This is a genomic window from Nocardia sp. IBHARD005 (genome assembly GCF_052814245.1).
The window spans coordinates 2,124,466-2,140,874 of the sequence record NZ_CP199935.1; the positions used below are offsets into that span (position 1 = coordinate 2,124,466).

16 protein-coding genes are annotated in these 16,409 nt (G+C 66.8%); 8 read left to right on the forward strand and 8 right to left on the reverse strand.

Annotated features, from left to right (window positions below; genetic code table 11):
- Positions 1 to 75: 75 nt before the first annotated feature.
- From aceA to ACTWPB_RS10055, 4 genes are all read left to right on the forward strand, one after another.
- Positions 76 to 1,365: an isocitrate lyase gene (gene aceA / locus ACTWPB_RS10040; RefSeq protein WP_378709799.1), complete on the forward strand. Its 1,290-nt coding sequence runs from the start codon at positions 76 to 78 to the stop codon at positions 1,363 to 1,365.
- A 240-nt stretch (positions 1,366 to 1,605) separates the two neighbouring features.
- Positions 1,606 to 2,478, forward strand: coding sequence for a 3-hydroxybutyryl-CoA dehydrogenase (locus tag ACTWPB_RS10045; RefSeq protein WP_266293923.1), 873 nt, complete (start codon positions 1,606 to 1,608; stop codon positions 2,476 to 2,478).
- 364 nt (positions 2,479 to 2,842) lie between these two features.
- Complete coding sequence (gene metE, locus ACTWPB_RS10050) at positions 2,843 to 5,167, forward strand: 5-methyltetrahydropteroyltriglutamate--homocysteine S-methyltransferase (RefSeq protein ID WP_446225405.1); 2,325 nt, start codon at positions 2,843 to 2,845, stop codon at positions 5,165 to 5,167.
- A gap of 137 nt (positions 5,168 to 5,304) precedes the next feature.
- Positions 5,305 to 5,562, forward strand: a complete 258-nt coding sequence (locus ACTWPB_RS10055) for a hypothetical protein (RefSeq protein WP_446225406.1) — start codon at positions 5,305 to 5,307, stop codon at positions 5,560 to 5,562.
- Here the strand turns inward: ACTWPB_RS10055 and ACTWPB_RS10060 are convergent.
- Positions 5,503 to 6,573, reverse strand: coding sequence for a S1C family serine protease (locus ACTWPB_RS10060; RefSeq protein WP_446225407.1), 1,071 nt, complete (start codon positions 6,571 to 6,573; stop codon positions 5,503 to 5,505). The genes ACTWPB_RS10055 and ACTWPB_RS10060 overlap by 60 nt on opposite strands.
- Positions 6,574 to 6,733: 160 nt before the next feature.
- On the opposite strand from ACTWPB_RS10060, the gene ACTWPB_RS10065 reads away from it, so the two are divergent.
- On the forward strand, positions 6,734 to 7,786 hold the full coding sequence (locus ACTWPB_RS10065) for an NAD(P)-dependent alcohol dehydrogenase (protein ID WP_446225408.1): 1,053 nt from the start codon (positions 6,734 to 6,736) through the stop codon (positions 7,784 to 7,786).
- Between the two features lie 65 nt (positions 7,787 to 7,851).
- On the forward strand, positions 7,852 to 9,018 hold the full coding sequence (locus ACTWPB_RS10070) for an AI-2E family transporter (protein WP_446225409.1): 1,167 nt from the start codon (positions 7,852 to 7,854) through the stop codon (positions 9,016 to 9,018).
- 5 nt (positions 9,019 to 9,023) lie between these two features.
- Here the strand turns inward: ACTWPB_RS10070 and ACTWPB_RS10075 are convergent, their stop codons facing one another.
- From ACTWPB_RS10075 to ACTWPB_RS10090, 4 genes are all read right to left on the reverse strand, one after another.
- Complete coding sequence (locus tag ACTWPB_RS10075; protein ID WP_446226285.1) at positions 9,024 to 9,587, reverse strand: vitamin K epoxide reductase family protein; 564 nt, start codon at positions 9,585 to 9,587, stop codon at positions 9,024 to 9,026.
- Positions 9,587 to 10,348 (reverse strand): DsbA family protein, encoded by a 762-nt coding sequence (locus tag ACTWPB_RS10080; RefSeq protein WP_446225410.1) that lies wholly within the window; start codon positions 10,346 to 10,348, stop codon positions 9,587 to 9,589. The genes ACTWPB_RS10075 and ACTWPB_RS10080 overlap by 1 nt, the downstream gene beginning before the upstream one ends.
- An 83-nt stretch (positions 10,349 to 10,431) precedes the next feature.
- Positions 10,432 to 11,277, reverse strand: a complete 846-nt coding sequence (locus ACTWPB_RS10085; RefSeq protein ID WP_446225411.1) for a polyphosphate kinase 2 family protein — start codon at positions 11,275 to 11,277, stop codon at positions 10,432 to 10,434.
- A 250-nt stretch (positions 11,278 to 11,527) separates the two neighbouring features.
- The gene (locus ACTWPB_RS10090) at positions 11,528 to 11,926 is read right to left on the reverse strand and encodes a hypothetical protein (RefSeq protein ID WP_446225412.1); all 399 of its coding nucleotides are present in this window, start codon (positions 11,924 to 11,926) and stop codon (positions 11,528 to 11,530) included.
- Between the two features lie 172 nt (positions 11,927 to 12,098).
- Between ACTWPB_RS10090 and ACTWPB_RS10095 the strand changes: the two genes are divergently transcribed.
- The gene (locus ACTWPB_RS10095; protein WP_446225413.1) at positions 12,099 to 12,824 is read left to right on the forward strand and encodes a response regulator transcription factor; all 726 of its coding nucleotides are present in this window, start codon (positions 12,099 to 12,101) and stop codon (positions 12,822 to 12,824) included.
- Positions 12,824 to 14,224, forward strand: a complete 1,401-nt coding sequence (locus tag ACTWPB_RS10100; protein WP_446225414.1) for a sensor histidine kinase — start codon at positions 12,824 to 12,826, stop codon at positions 14,222 to 14,224. Before ACTWPB_RS10095 ends, ACTWPB_RS10100 begins: the two co-directional genes overlap by 1 nt.
- A 146-nt stretch (positions 14,225 to 14,370) precedes the next feature.
- Here ACTWPB_RS10100 and ACTWPB_RS10105 read toward each other — a convergent pair whose 3' ends face one another.
- From ACTWPB_RS10105 to ACTWPB_RS10115, 3 genes are read right to left on the reverse strand one after another with little or no spacing between them, the layout of a single operon-like run.
- The gene (locus tag ACTWPB_RS10105; RefSeq protein WP_446225415.1) at positions 14,371 to 14,511 is read right to left on the reverse strand and encodes a hypothetical protein; all 141 of its coding nucleotides are present in this window, start codon (positions 14,509 to 14,511) and stop codon (positions 14,371 to 14,373) included.
- An 11-nt stretch (positions 14,512 to 14,522) separates the two neighbouring features.
- A complete protein-coding gene (locus ACTWPB_RS10110) occupies positions 14,523 to 15,155 on the reverse strand; it encodes a methyltransferase domain-containing protein (RefSeq protein WP_446225416.1) in 633 nt (210 codons plus the stop codon).
- Positions 15,152 to 16,396 carry a saccharopine dehydrogenase family protein gene (locus ACTWPB_RS10115; protein WP_446225417.1) on the reverse strand — a complete coding sequence of 415 codons (1,245 nt, stop codon included), beginning with the start codon at positions 16,394 to 16,396 and terminating at the stop codon, positions 15,152 to 15,154. The genes ACTWPB_RS10110 and ACTWPB_RS10115 overlap by 4 nt, the downstream gene beginning before the upstream one ends.
- Between the last annotated feature and the right edge of the window lie 13 nt (positions 16,397 to 16,409).

Genomic DNA, 16,409 nt, shown 5'->3' on the forward strand with positions numbered 1-16,409 from the left:
AAAGCGTTCAGCCACCGGTTGATTCGCACGCCTACTGCGTGGAGCACCGACCACACGAGGAAGTGGAGTCAAGAGATGTCTCTCCCCGGCACCCCGAAGACCGCAGCGGAAATCCAGCAGGATTGGGACACCAACCCGCGTTGGAAGGGCCTGACCCGCACCTACTCCGCCGAGCAGGTTTCCAAGCTGCAGGGCAACGTCGTCGAGGAGCACACCCTCGCCCGTCGCGGTTCGGAGATCCTGTGGGACCTCGTGAACAACGAGGACTACATCAACTCGCTGGGCGCCCTCACCGGCAACCAGGCCGTGCAGCAGGTTCGCGCCGGCCTGAAGGCCATCTACCTGTCCGGTTGGCAGGTCGCCGGTGACGCCAACCTGTCCGGCCACACCTACCCGGACCAGTCGCTGTACCCGGCGAACTCGGTTCCCGCGGTCGTGCGTCGCATCAACAACGCGCTCTCGCGCGCCGACGAGATCTCCAAGGTCGAGGGCGACGAGTCGGTCAAGAACTGGCTGGCCCCGATCGTGGCCGACGCCGAGGCCGGCTTCGGTGGCGCGCTGAACGCCTACGAGCTGCAGAAGGCCATGATCGTGGCCGGCGCCGCCGGTGTGCACTGGGAAGACCAGCTGGCTTCGGAGAAGAAGTGCGGCCACCTCGGTGGCAAGGTGCTGATCCCCACCCAGCAGCACATCCGCACTCTTACGTCTGCCCGGCTCGCTGCTGATGTCGCCGACGTGCCTTCGGTGATCATCGCCCGCACCGACGCCGAGGCCGCCACCCTCATCACCTCCGATGTGGACGAGCGCGACCGTGAGTTCCTGGACGGCACCCGCACCGCCGAGGGCTTCTTCGGTGTGAAGAACGGCATCGAGCCCTGCATCGCGCGTGCCAAGGCCTACGCCCCCTTCGCCGACCTCATCTGGATGGAGACCGGTATCCCGGATCTCGAGGTCGCGCGCAAGTTCGCCGAGTCGGTTCGCAGCGAGTTCCCGGACCAGCTGCTGGCCTACAACTGCTCGCCTTCGTTCAACTGGAAGCAGCACCTGGACGACGCGACCATCGCGAAGTTCCAGCGTGAGCTCGGCGCGATGGGCTTCAAGTTCCAGTTCATCACCCTGGCGGGCTTCCACTCGCTCAACTACGGCATGTTCGACCTGGCGCACGGCTACGCTCGCGAGGGCATGACCGCGTTCGTCGACCTGCAGGAGCGCGAGTTCAAGGCTGCTGCCGAGCGTGGCTTCACCGCCATCAAGCACCAGCGTGAGGTCGGTGCCGGCTACTTCGACACCATCGCCACCACCGTCGACCCGAACACCTCGACGGCTGCTCTGAAGGGCTCCACCGAAGAGGGCCAGTTCCACTGAGTTGCTTTGATTAGCAACGGATTTCCTCTACAAAGGTAGGGGTGTACGCCCTCCCCTGTCGATCAGCCCCGACAGGGGAGGGCATCCCTATATTGTGGGCCGAAATCTAAAAGATTTCGGCCCGCCCCCGACTCTGGACTGACCGGAGGGTGCGACGAAGGAGTGCCCGGAGGGAGGGAAGAGGCGGGGTCACAGGGCCGAAATCCGCGGCGCCAGCCGCCAAAATTACAGGAGCGGGACGTGAGCAGCAGCGAGAAGATTCAGCGCGTCGGAATCATCGGCGCGGGACAGATGGGCGCTGGTATCGCCGAAGTGTGCGCACGCGCGCATGTCGACGTCCTCGTCTACGAGACCACCCGTGAACTCGCCGCTGCGGGCCGCGCACGGATCCTGCGTTCGCTGGACCGTGGGGTGAGCAGCGGCAAGATCACCGAGCGTGAGCGGGAGCAGGCGGCCTGGCGGCTGCGCTTCACCTCCGATCTCAGCGACTTCGCCGACCGTCAGCTGGTGGTCGAAGCCGTTGTCGAGAACGAAGAGGTCAAGACGGCGATCTTCAGCGAGCTGGACAAGGTCGTCACCGACCCCAACGCCGTGCTCGCCTCCAACACCTCCTCGATCCCGATCATGAAGATCGCCGTCGCCACCGCGAACCCCGAGCGTGTGGTCGGTCTGCACTTCTTCAACCCGGTGCCGGTGCTGCCGCTGGTCGAGCTGGTCACCACGCTCAAGACCAGCGAGCCGGTCGCCAAGCGCGCCGAGCAGTTCGCCGCCGAGATCCTCGGCAAGCAGATCGTGCGCTCGGCCGACCGCTCCGGTTTCGTCGTCAACGCGCTGCTGGTGCCGTATCTGCTCTCGGCCATCCGGATGGTCGAGTCGGGCTTCGCCACCAAGGACGACGTCGACAAGGCGATGGTGCTCGGCTGTGCCCACCCGATGGGCCCGCTGGCGCTGACCGACCTCGTCGGCCTCGACACCGTGAAGTCGATCGCGGACTCGATGTACTCCGAGTTCAAGGAGCCGCTCTACTCCGCCCCGCCGCTGCTGATGCGCATGGTCGAAGCTGGACTGCTCGGTAAGAAGACCGGAGCCGGGTTCTACCAGTACGGCAAATAGACGTCCGCGGGCAGTTCGGTAGGGACACATCAGGGCTGCCCGCTCGGGGTCGTTTGGTGGCTGTGTTTTTGGAGCGCTGGCGCGCTCGAGCGGGGCCCTTCGGGCCCCTGATCTTCCCTCCCTACGGGTACTCCTTCGTCGCACCCTTCGGTCAGTCCAGATCAGGGCGGGCCCCTAAAGAGACTTACAAAAAGGCGCTCAGGTGCTCGGGGTTTGCGGGGGGTGCGGTGAAGGGGTGTTCTGGCGGCTTAAGCTGCTGTAGCCGGACGCGCTTGCGTTTCCGGTGTTATGTCGAGCGCAGCGATGCGTGGGTCCGGCGTCGACCGGGCGACCGCGCAGGTGATCGAAAGGGAGTATCCCGGTCATGGTCAACGTCACCGATGGATTCGGGTCCAGCGTTCTCGGATACCCGAGGATCGGTCCGCATCGAGAGCTCAAGCGTGCGCTCGAGGCCTACTGGCGCGGGTCGATGGAACGCGAGGAACTGCGCGCGGTAGGCCGCGATATCCAGGAGCGTCAGTTCAACGAGCTGGCCGCCACCGGACTCACGCAGGTGCCGGGAAACACCTTCTCCTTCTACGATCACATCCTCGACAACGCGCTGCTGTTCGGTGCGGTGCCCTCGCGTTTCAAGCAGTTCGAAGCCGGGCTCGACCCGCTCGACTTCTACTTCCTGATGGCACGCGGCAACCCGGACACCCCGCCGCTCGAGCTGGTGCGTTTCTTCGGCACCAACTACCACTACCGCCAGCCCGAACTCGACGCCGACACCACGTTCTCGCTGCATCCGCAGGCCCTGCTCGACGAGTGGGACCGGGCGGCCGCCCGCGGGATCGAGCTGCGTCCGGTGGTGCTCGGCCCGGTGTCGCTGCTGCTGCTGTCGAAGGCCGGGCATGTGCCGGGCGAGACCGAGTTCGACACGCTGAGCCTGCTCGATCAGCTGCTGCCGTTCTACGAAGAGCTGTTCGAGATCCTCGCCAAGCGCGGGTCGACCTGCGTGCAGCTCGACGAACCCTGCTTCACCGGTGAGCGCACGCCCGCCGAGCTGGCCGCGTTCGAGAAGGCCTACCACCGGCTGGCGAAGGCGCCGCTGCGCCCGCGCATCCTGGTCACCGGGCAGTACGGCGACTTCGGTGAGGCGCTGCGGATTCTGGCCGCGAGCAACGTCGAGGCGATCGGGCTCGATCTGGCCTCGTACCGGATGACGCCGGAGGAACTGGCCGAGATCCCCGGGATCAAGCGCAAGCGGATCTACGCGGGTGTCATCAGTGGCACCAATGTGTGGCGGGCCGACCGGGTGGTCACGCTGAACTACCTCAACGCGATCGCCGAGGTGTGCCCGGATCTGGTGGTGTCCACCGGCACCACGCTGCTGCACGTGCCCTACGATGTGCTCGCCGAATACGACATCGAAGGCAATGTCGCCGACCGGCTCGCCTTCGCGAAACAGAAGGTGGGCGAGGTCGTCTCGCTCGCCAAGGCACTCACCGAGGGCCCGTCGGAGCACTGGCGCAAGCGGCCGACCGAGGTGCATTTCAAGCAGAAGCACGCGGTGCGCCAGCGGGTGTACGCGGTGACGCCCGAGATGCGCGAACGCGCGCCCTACGATGTGCGCGCGGCCGCGCAGCAGGAGCGGCTGAACCTGCCGCTGGTGCCCGCCACCACGCTCGGTTCGTTCCCGCAGAGCGGCAAGCTGCGCCAGGCCCGCTACGAGGTGGCCTCGGGTCGGCTGTCCGGCGACGACTACCGCAAGCTGGTCGAGGCCGAGATCGAGGCGACGATCCGCCTGCAGGAAGACATCGGCCTCGATGTTCTCGTGCACGGTGAGCACGAGCGCAACGACATGATCCAGTTCTTCGCCGAGCAGCTCGACGGTTTCGCGACCACCCGCTTCGGCTGGGTGCAGGTGTACGGCTCGCGTTGTGTGCGACCGCCGATCCTCTACGGCGATGTGGCACGGCCTGCGCCGATATCGGTGGAATGGACCACCTACGCGCAGTCGCTGACCGACAAGCCGGTCAAGGGCATGGTCACCGGGCCGGTCACGATGCTGGCGCGCTCGTTCGTTCGCCAGGATCAGCCGCTCTACGAGACCGCCGACCAAGTGGCACTTGCCATTCGGGACGAAGTGGTCGACCTGGAGAAGGCCGGGATCGCGATCATCCAGGTCGACGAACCCGCCATCCGTGAGCTGCTCCCCGCCCGCCCGCGCGGCCGCGAGGAGTACCTGCGCTGGGCGGTCGGTGCGTTCAAGCTGGCCACCTCCGGGGTGCGCCCCGACACCCAGATCCACACGCACATCGGCTATTCCGGTCGCACCGAGGTGGTCGACGCGATCGATCAGCTCGACGCCGACGTCACCGCGATCGTGGCGACCCGCTCGATCGAATGGGTCATCGAGGCGCTCACCCAGGACCTCTCCACCGGCCACGGCCTCACCCACGGCGTCGGCCCCGGTGTGTACGAGAGCCGCTCGGCCCGCATCCCCGATATCGACGAGTTCGACGAGCTGCTCACGCAGGCCGCGAATGCCGTAACCCCGCAACGGTTGTGGGCCAATCCCGACGGCGGGCTCAAGACACGCCACTACTGGCAGCTGGAGCCGTCGTTGCGGAACATGGTGGCCGCGGCGCGCCGGGTTCGCCGGCGGGCGCTTGCCGCACAGGTGGCGGCCGCGACAGCGGAGTGAGTGAACAAGTCTTTCGTTGCCGGTTGTTCCTTTTCCCAGGATTGGCCTCCGTTGAACATGAGAATGCCTGAACCCCAGCGGATCTCGGCGTCGACTACCACAGTTCGCGGCGATAGCGTGAGGTCGGGAGGGTCGCGGTGCTGAGTTGGCCGGAGTCCCTGCCTGTTGCGCAGGTTCGGATCGCGCGTCCGACTGATCGGCTCGACGAGGTAGTGCGCTTCTACGTCGACGGGCTCGGGTTGCGCGAGCTGCACCGGTTCGAGAACCACGCCGGATACGACGGGGTGATGGTCGGCCTGCCCGGCACCGACTACCACGTGGGTTCAGGTTGTTGGCTAGTTGGGTGTTCCCTGGGCCAGCGCCACCTCGACGGTTCGGGTTGCGCCGTCCGGTGAGGTGACATCGAGCCGGACCGGATCGGCGGGTTTGCGGACGTTGATGGCCGCGCTCAGTGCCTTCGCGGTGGTGATCGAGACGCCGTCGACCGCGGTGATCACGTCCCCGATGGTGATCCCGGCCGCGCGCGCGGGTTGGCCGTAGAAGGCCCAACTCACCTGGGCGCCTGCCGGTCTGGCATCGATCACCTGCACGCCGAGGGTCGCGGTCGGGCCGATATGGACGGTTTCGGTCGGCGTTCCCGAACGGATCTGCGCCACGATCCGCATGGCGGTATCGATGGGGACCGCATAGCCGTTGGCCGGTTTGCCTTCGGCCCTTGCGGCCTCGCCCGACGCCGCCGTGATCACCCCGACCACCGCCCCCGACGCGTCGGCCAGCGCGCCGCCGGACTGCCCGCCCATCACCGGCGCGGCGATCTCCAGCATCCCGTTCAGTGCCTTGCGGGTCAGGTCGGCGGAGTTCATGGCGACGATCGTCGCGTCGAGATCGGTGATCGGACCGGCGACCGAGGTCGGCTGGCCGCCGTCGCCGCCCGCGTCGCCGATGGCCAGCACATCCTGGCTGATCCGCAGGTCGGCGGAGGTGCCGAGCCGCGCGGTCGGCAGTCCTGCCGCCCCGCCCAACGACAACAGCGCGATGTCTGCGCCGGAGTCGTAGCCGAGCACGGTCGCCTCGTAGACCAGTCCGTTGGCGATATCGGTGACGCTCAGCGCCTCGGCCCCTTTGATCACGTGATGGCTGGTCAGGATCTGCCCGTCGGCGGTGAGCACGATCCCCGACCCGGCCGCCCCGATGCCGAAACCGGCCGCGTCGACGTCGATATTGACCAGTACCGATTCCACCTGACCGGCGACCAGCACGGGGTCGAGCGGCACCAGTACCGGTGCCTGCGCTTGCGCCACGAACTCCGGCTCGACCAGGGTGAACTCCCCGCGATACCCGAGAAACGCGCTGACCCCGAGCAGCGCCACCAGCATCGTCACCAGCACTTGTCCGACACGCTTCACAGCACATGTCCTCTCTCGCGAGCCGACCAGTCCATTGTGACCCGTTTTCCGCGTCCGGCGGTCTCGATCAGGACGCGGTACGAGGCCCGATCGGGCCCGAGACCCCGCCGTCGGTGCGGCCTACTTGGCAAAGCACGCATGCGGCTGTAGGCATGTAGCCATGAGCACCGCTGCCGCCTACGCCAAGCCCTCCCCTGACGGGGCCTTCGAAAAGGTCACCATCGAACGACGCGAAGTCGGTCCCGACGATGTCCTGATCGACATCAAGTACGCCGGTATCTGCCACTCCGATATCCACACCGCGCGTGACGAGTGGGGTGGCGCGCAGTATCCGTGCGTGCCCGGCCACGAGATCGCGGGCATCGTCGCCGCGGTCGGCTCGTCGGTGCGCAAGTACCAGGTCGGTGACCGGGTCGGCGTCGGCTGCCTGGTGAACTCGTGCGGTAAGTGCGTGCCGTGTCTGGCGGGCGAGGAGCAGTACTGCACCAACGGCCCCACCTGGACCTATAACTCGCCCGTCCCCGAAACCGCGCAGCCGGGCGGGTACACGATGGGCGGCTACGCCACCCAGATCGTGGTCGAGGAGAGCTTCGTCGTCGCGATTCCCGAAGGCATCGGCCTCGATGTCGCCGCGCCGCTGCTGTGCGCGGGCATCACGCTCTACTCGCCGCTGAAGCACTGGAACGCGGGACCGGGTAAGAAGGTCGCGATCATCGGGATGGGCGGGCTCGGGCACGTCGGGGTGAAGATCGCCGCGGCGCTCGGCGCGGAGGTCACGGTGCTCAGCCAGTCGCTGCGCAAGCGCGACGACGGCCTGCGCATGGGGGCCGACCACTACTACGCCACCAGCGAGAAGGAAACCTTCCGTCAGCTGCGCGGTCAGTTCGACTTGATCATCAACACGGTGTCGGCCGACCTGCCCATCGACAGCTACCTGCGCCTGCTCGCCCTCGACGGCACGCTCGTCATCCTCGGCCTGCCGGAGAACCCGATGAGCGTCACCGGGCGCAACCTCGCCGGCTTCCGCCGGTCACTGGCCGGTTCGATGATCGGTGGCGTCGCACAGACCCAGGAGATGCTGAACTTCTGTGCCTCGCACGGGATCGGCGCGGAGATCGAACTGATCTCCGCCGACGAGATCGACTCCGCGTACGACCGCGTGGTCGCCAGCGACGTCCAGTACCGGTTCGTGATCGACACCGCCACGGTGTAGTCCGCCGGGTCGGCGGCACGCGCGCCGATGGGCTGTGGGCGCTCGTCCTCGGTACCGTGACATTCGTGGTTGCCGAGGACGAATCCGCTGAACCCGCCGCACCGCCCGCCGACGTGAGTGTCCTGCCTGCTTTCTGGTCGGTGCGAACACCACCACGCTGGCTGCCGCGGGCGTTGCTGTACGCCGTGCTCGCGGTGGCCGGGTTGATCGCGGCGTTCTGGGTGCTCGCCAAGATGCAGGGCCTGCTGACCGTGCTGCTGGTGTCGATATTCCTGGCGTTCGCGATCGAACCCGCAGTGAATTGGCTTGCCGCGCGCGGGGTTCGGCGCGGGGCGGGCACCGGTGCGGTGTTCCTGGTGGTGCTGGTGGTGATCGTCGCGTTCGTGTGGACGCTGGGCGCGCTGCTGGTCAACCAGGTGACCATGCTGGTGACGAACGCTCCCGACTACGTCCAGGATCTGGTCGACTGGGTCAATTCGACCTTCCACCAGGATATTTCGGGCGACGACCTGACCAAGTACGCCTCGGAGTGGAGTTCCACGATCGAGAAGTATCTGGTGGGTCTGGCCGGAAACGTCTGGGGCATCGGCACTGTCGCGATCGGCGCGCTGTTCCAGCTGCTCGGGGTGCTGCTGTTCACGTTCTACTTCGCGGCCGACGGGCCGCGTTTTCGCACCTGGGTGTGTTCGCTGCTGCCGCCGAAACAGCAGAGGCATGTGTTGCGGGCCTGGGACATCGCGGTCGAGAAGACCGGCGGCTACATCTATTCGCGGGCCCTGCTCGCGCTGTGCTCGGCGATCGCGCACTATGTCGCGCTGCGGGTGCTCGAGGTGCCGTCGGCGTTCGCCTTGGCGCTGTGGGTCGGCGTTGTCTCCCAGTTCATCCCGACGGTCGGCACGTACATGGCCGGCGCGCTCCCGGTGCTGGTTGCGCTGGTGCACGACCCGATCACGGCGCTGTGGATCCTGCTGTTCATCGTCGCCTATCAGCAGTTCGAGAACTACGTTCTGCAACCGCGCATCACCGCGACCACCCTGGACATGCATCCGGCGGTGGCCTTCGGGGCGGTGATCGCGGGTGCCGCGTTGCTCGGGCCGACCGGCGCCCTGCTCGCGATTCCTGTCACCGCCACGCTGCAAGGATTCGCGGGCGCCTATGTGCGGCGCTACGAAGTCACCGAAGAAGCCGATACGCCGACGCCGAAGAAGAAGCGCAAGAAGGCTGAGTCCTAAGCCGGCTAGACCAGGCTCAACCAGTAGTCCTGGAACTTCAGGAACACCAGCAGCAGCACCACCGCGTAGAAGACCACAACCAGGGTCCAGCGCCATTCGGCGAGGATCCCCATCGCCCCACGCGAGCGACCCCACAACTCCTGGGTGGTCACCGCGAACAGCACCGGCACCGCCACCCATACCACCATGCAGTACGGGCACAGCGCGTTGATGCGGTAGAGGCTCTGGAAGATCAGCCAGCACAGCCCGGCGATCCCGAGGACGGTGCCGATCCACAGCCCGCCCCAGATCCAGCGCGGGAACCCGACGCCGACCACCGACAGCACGGCGAGGGTCACCACCACCGAGAACCCGACGACGCCGATCAGCGGGTTCGGGAAACCGAAGACCGCGGCCTGGTCGGTCTTCATGATCGACCCGCACGACAGCACCGAGTTGATGCTGCACGAGGTGACGTAATCCGGGTCGACGAACAGCTTGAACCGTTCGACGGTGAGCGTGAACGACGCCAGCCAGCCCGCCAGCCCGGCGATCAGCAGCAGCCAGGCCGAGCGGGCGGGGGCGGTGATCACTTGGCCGCGTCAGCGATCACGGAGGCCAGGCCGTTCTCGGTGAAGATCGCATCGGACTGGTTCAGCTGGCCGTTGATGTACACCGACGGCGTCGACTTCACGCCACTTTGCAGCGTGGTCTGGGTGACCTGCTGGATGTAGTCGTTGTACGGCTTGTCATTGATGCAGGTCGCTACCGCCGGATCGGAATATCCGGCCGCGGTGGCGATCTCGATGAGCTCGGCGTTGCTCAGGCCCGCGCCGCCCTCGGCGGGCTGCTTGTCGAACATCGACTGCAACCAGGACTGGTACTTGGTCGTATCGGACTTCGCCACGCAGAACGACGCGTTGGCAGCGCGCGAGGAGTACTGGTTGGTGGAGGCCTTGTCGAGGAACGAGATGATCTGGTATTCGACGGCGGCGGTGCCGTCGGCGGTGGCCTTGGCCAGCGCCTCCCCGTTGGCGGCCTCGAACTGCTTGCAGGCCGGGCACTGCAGGTCGGCGACCACGCGCACCTTGACCTTGGCATCGGGGTTGCCGATCACGACCGTGCCGGTCTCGGTCACCGCCCCGCCCGTCGCGGGCAGCTGCGCCGCCGAAATGGTCGTCGATTCCTTGTCGGAATCGGACTTCTGCACCGCGATGCCGATGCCGATGGCCGCGACCAGCGCGACCAGGACCGCGGCGACGCCGACCTGGATCGCGATCTTGCGCTTCTTGTCGGCCGCCTCGGCCGCCGCCAGCGGATTCCTGCCCGAGGGACTCTTGCCCGTGCTCACCGTCGTCACACGCCTTTCGCTCGTTTGCTTTCCACCGGGAACATCATGCGGGCCGAACCTGAGAGTTTCCGCAAAGCCGGCCGTCAGGACTCGTCGAGTCGGCGTAGCTGCTCGGCGATATCGAAGGTGGCAGGCGGCCAGTCGAGTTTCTGCTGGGACAACGCGGCGATCAGCAGCTCGGTGACCGCGAGACGCGCGTACCACTTGTGGTCGGCGGGCAGCACGTACCAGGGCGCGTATTCGGTGTTGGTGCGGGCGAGAACCGCCTGGTAGGCCTTCTGATATTCGGGCCAGTACGCGCGTTCGGTGATGTCGGAGGGGCTGAACTTCCAGTATTTGTCCGGCCGCTCGAGCCGTTCGCGCAGCCGCTTCTTCTGCTCGTCGAGGGACACGAACATGGCGACCTTCACGATGGTGGTGCCCGCGTCGGCGACCTCCTTCTCGAAGGCGTTGATCTGGTCGTAGCGCTGCTCCCACTCCGCCTGCGGCACGAGCTCGTGCACCCGCACCACCAGCACGTCCTCGTAATGGGAGCGATCGAAGACGCCGATCTGACCGTGCGCGGGCAGCCTGTTGCGGATGCGCCACAGGAAGTCGTGCTGTTTCTCCAGCTCGGTCGGTACGCCGAAGGACGCGTGGTCGACGCCCTGCGGGTCGACCGACCCGATGACGTGGCGCACGATGCCGCCCTTGCCCGCGGTGTCCATGCCCTGCAAGATCAGCAGCACGCTGTGCTGTCCGCCGGTGCGACCGTGCGCGAACAGCTTCTCCTGCAAGACCGAGAGCACCGTCGCCCGTTCGGCGAGCAGTTCCTTGCCAAGACGCTTGCCGCCGGTGAAGCCCGGCGTGCTCGAAGTGTCGAGATCGGCGACGCGCTGTCCGTCGGCGCGCAGTGCGATATCAGCTGGTTCGGTCCAGTGTTTCGCCATTTCCCATGCCTACCACTAGTGGGTGTGTTTACCGGGCAAGCTCGACGCAATCGTTGCCTGCCAGCACTGCACGCCCGCCGGGTCGGCGCTGTGCACCACACGGGCTCTTTTCCCACACTGCAGCGTGTGCATGCGGCGACGCTACCGCCGCGACCAGGTGCGCGAGCCGCGCTACCCGGCGTGTTCGGTATTCCGGCGAACGGGTTGGGCACCCGTGAAGGCCCAACCCGTTCGATCCGACTCAGCTAGATCATCGCCGGGAGATGCCGCATGCCTCGAAGGCCGCCTTGGCCGAGGCGATCTGCTCGTCCGAAGGCTTGCTTTCCGGTCGGTTCTCGCGACTGAAACCCGCGTCGCTCAGGCACTGCTTCTGCGAATCGGTGAGCTGGGGCCGTTCGGGCTTGGGGATCCCACACGCGGCCATCGCCGACTTCAGCGCATCGATCCGCTCCTGGGAGGGCTTGCCTTCCGGTCGGTTGTCTCGATTGAGGCCCTGGCCGGCCAGGCACTGCTTCTGCTCATCGGTGAGCTGGGCATGGATGCCAGGCCCTTCGCCCGGCGCAGCCGATGCGGATCCGGCACCCAGACCAGCAGACAGAGCCATTCCCATCATGGCGATGGCCACGAACGAATTGCGGACGGTACGCATACCGACGTTCCTTTCCTCGACTTAGCCGACGCGACTGCGGCGACAAACTGAGTCTTGACGGCGCGGCTGGCGGGCTCTTGAAGAGTTCCTTGCGGTTTCCTGGGTACTGGTTCACAGGAAACCGCCAGGTAACCTCGAGCCACCTCACATCGTCGACGGGCATCATGTCGCTATGCCTGCGACCCCGACGCCACTGCCCGCCGGCGAGTCATCGGTGACCTCGCCGCGGGTCCTTGTGGTGGACGACGAAGAGAACATCGCCTATCTGGTCGGCACCGGTCTGCGGATGGCCGGGTGCGCGGTGGAGATCGCCTCGACCGGCAGGCAGGCGCTGGCGCTGGCGGACAGCTATCGTCCGGACGCGATCGTGCTCGACATCATGCTGCCCGACGACGACGGCTACGTGGTCCTGACCAAATTGCGCGACCGCGGCTGCGACGCACCCGTCCTGTTCCTCACCGCACGGTCCGACACCGCCGAACGAGTCCGCGGATTGACCAGTGGCGGTGACGATTACATCGTCAAACCGTTCGTCTTGGAGGAGGTGGTGGCCCGCGTTCAGGTCGCACTGCGCAGGCGGGGAGCGATCACCGAACTGCCCGCTCAATGGCGGGTGGCGGATCTGGTGCTCGACGACGAGGCGCACCGCGTGTGGCGCGGTGACGAGGAAATACATCTGACGGTCACCGAATTCACCCTGCTTCGATGTCTCATCAGCAACGTCGGTCGAGTGGTTACCCGGGCGCGGATCCTGGATCATGTGTGGCAGTACAACTTCGACGGCGAGTCAGCGGTCATCGAGACATTCATCAGCAGCCTGCGTAAGAAGATCGACCGCGGCGGTCCGAAGCTCATCCACACCGTGCGTGGCGTGGGTTACTGCATCAGGGACGCCTGATGTCGCTGGCGAAGCGGCTCACACTGGCGCTCATCGCGCTGACCCTGACGATGCTGGCCGCCGGTGGCGCCGTTGTCGTGATCCAGCGCCACTACCTCGTGCAGCAACTCGACACCCGGCTCTCGCAACTGGCAGCGAATCCGCTGGTGCCGCTCCTTCTGAGCCAGCAGACGAGACAGGTCAACCGGTTCCCGCCCGCGTTCGGTGACATCTACCTCGGGATTCGCAACGCCGACGGCACCCTGACCACCGTTCAGGCGCCTCCTGAGAACCCGAATGTGACTCCGAATCTGCAAGGTGCGCGGTCACTTCCCGTACCGACAGGTCTGCCGACCACGGGCGGAGCCGCGTCGGAGATGCGGGTGATGACGATCGAATCCGCCGGCGCCACCGCGGTCATCGGGATCTCTGCCCAGAACGCACGCGATGCCACGAGGCAACTGATTCTGGCGCTGACGGCGGCCGGAGTCATTATCGGACTGGTTGTCGGTGCGGTCGTCTGGTGGGTGCACCGCCTCGGTTTGGCGCCCATCGCCCGGATGACCGAAGCCGCCGATGCGATTGCCGCCGGAGCCACAGATCGCCGTGTGGAGGCGTACAAAACAGGGACCGAGGCTGCCCGGTTGGGTCAGGCGCTGAACACCATGATCGACGCCATCCAAGCCACCGAGGACCGGATGCGGCGGTTCGTCGCCGACGCGTCCCATGAACTACGTACGCCACTGACAACCCTGCGTGGATACTCCGCCCTGTACTCGTCCGGCGGATCGCTCGATACCGACGGGGTTCAGGACGCGATGCGCCGGATCAACGATGAGGCCCGCCGGATGGCAGGCATCGTCGAAGCGCTCCTCGACCTGAACGATCTGGACGAGCACGGCATCGCAGATCGTGTACTGGTCGACATCGTGCCCCTGGTCACGGCCGTCGTCGACGATCTGCGAGTCATCCAGCCCGAGCGCGGTATCCACCTCGAAACACCACGATCCCGCTGCGCCGAAGCGGTGCCGGACCGGGTGATCCAAGCGGTGCTGTCGCTGGCCACGAACGCGCTGCGGCACACTCCCAGTGATGCCGCGATCACCATTCGCGTCATCGGAATCGGCGATTCGGTACGGATCTCGGTCGAGGACACCGGGCCCGGTATTGCGCCCGAGCACCTCCCGCATCTTTTCGACCGGTTCTATCGAGCCGACAGTGGCCGGGCGCGCAGCCGGGGCGGCAATGGTCTGGGTTTGGCGATCGTCGCCGCGATCATGCACGCGCACAAGGGAACTTTCGGAGTCGACGCCCAGCCGGGTCGCGGAAGCAGCTTCTGGATCGAGTTCCCCCGAAACACGCCGGGACTTGGTGGTGCCGGTCAGCGGTCGGGTCGGATCGGCCCTGATCCGGTCGCCTGACTTGGTTTGCCCGTCGAAGTCAGAGCTGGATGACGTCGAGGCCTGGCATGGAGTCGTAGTCGCTGTCTTGCGTCACGAGCGGGATACGGTGGGCGATGGCCGTGGCCGCTATCCAGCTGTGCCGGCCAGTGCCCGCCGCGATTCACTCACCACCGGAGGTCATCTGTCGTCTCGGGCAGGGTTTCGCGCAGTTCGGCCCGCAACCCGGTGGTGTCGGGGCCGAGGCGGACCAGTTCGCCGATGATCTCTGTCGCGGGGATCCACTGTCGGCGAGAGGGGAAGGGCACTCGAGGCGTGTTCAGAGTGGCCGGGTGGCGTCGACGTACTGCATGAAACGGTGGACGCGCTGGTCGATTTCGGTCAGGCCCGCCCGGGCGAACAGCTTCGGGAAGATGTCGCGGTCGAACAGGCGTAGGCCGCTCATGCTCGCGGCCAGGCTGCTCGCCGAGCCGAAGAGGTTGTCCTCGATGTAGCTGGTGCTGATCGCGATGCGGCCGCCGGGGGCGAGGACGCGGATCATCTCGCGGGTAGCGACCAGCGGTTCGGGGATCAGGTACAGGGCGCCGAAACAGCAGACGGCGTCGAAGGTTCCGTCGGGGAAGGGCAGTGTGCGCGCGTCGCCGCGGACGTAGCCGACGCGGGGGCTCGCGTTGTCGGTGGCGGCCTTGGCCAGCATCGGCGCCGAGTAGTCAAGGCCTGTGACGAAGCCGCCCTTGGTCAGGTATTCGCTGAGGTATCGGGTGAAATTTCCTGGGCCGCATGCCACATCGAGCACTTTCATGGGGCCGCTCAGGCGCAGGGTGCCGACCGCGTCGCGGCGGTCGGTGCCGGTGGTCCGGCCGCTGGCGAGGTAGAACAGCGTGGGTCGCCACGCGTGCTCGTACACCGCCGCCAGCGCCGGGGCGTTCATCGTCTTGCGAGCCAGATTCACTGCCGTGCGACCTCGATGGTCATACCCGCCTCCCGCAGCCGCGCGGTGAGCGCCTCGCCCATCGCGGATGCGGGGGTGAGCACGCCCGCCCGCTCGGGCAGGGTGTCGAGGGCCAGGCTCAGGCCGCTTTGGCCGAGCAGCACGGCGGTGGCCTGGTAGCCGGGGTCGCCGGTGCCGGAGAAGGTGGCCTGGTACTTGGCGCCGGAGCTGGTGCGCGCGAAGGTCTTCATGGTGAACCAGCCACTGCGGCGGGCCTTTTCGTCGGGGCCGGTGCCGGGCTTGGGTAGGATCCGGTCGAGCAACTTGCGGCCGAGCGAAACCCTCGAAAGGACCGCGCCCGAGGCCATGCCGGCCACGATGCCGCCCGCGATACCCGCGGCGACCAGCGGCGCGGCGGCCGAGGTGCCCGCGTTCATCACCTCGCGGTAGCGGAACTGCTTGCCGTATGCCCAGCCGAGCAGGCCGTTGGTACGGCGCACGACCTTGGTGTTGTGCGAGGCCATCACGAACGTGGTGACCCAGCCGTCCAGGCTGGCGTCGATGCTGCCGGCGCGGGCCAGCGCCTGATCGGACTGGCGGCCGACATCGGGTTCCATGCTGCGGTCCGGGCTCAGCGAGTACGGGTGCGCCAGGATCTTGCCGCGCGCGGAATCGGCCGCGACGTCTTCCATCATGGCGCGCCCGGAATCGATGGTGCCGCCGCTCATGCCGCCCTTGAGATAGGCGACCAGGGTGGTGTCCTCGAGCTCGCCGGTGTCGTCGGCGATGGTGGCGCGGTAGATCTCGTACACGCTCAGATCCGACGGAATCGAGTCGTAGCCACAGGAATTCACGATCTTGGCGCCCGAGTCGACCGCGGTCTGCTCGTACTTCTCGATGGCGTCGTGGATGAACAGCGGCTCGCCGGTGAGGTCGGCATAGTGGGTGCCCGCCGCGGCGCACGCGCCCAGCAGCGGCATGCCGTAGCGCAGGTACGGGCCGACGGTGGTGACCACGACCTTGGTGCGCTCGGCCATGGCCGCCAGCGAGGCCGGATCGCTGGCATCGGCGACGACGAGGTCCCAATTCGCGGCAGCCGGGCCGAGCTCGTCGCGGGTGGCGGCGAGCTTGGCCGCCGAGCGACCGGCCAGGGCGATCCTGGCGTCGGCCGGGGCCGCGGTGAGCAGGTATTCGGCGGTGAGTTTGCCGACGAAACCCGTTGCGCCGAACAGGATCAGGTCGAACTCACGGTGCTGCGGCATGATGCGCCTTTCG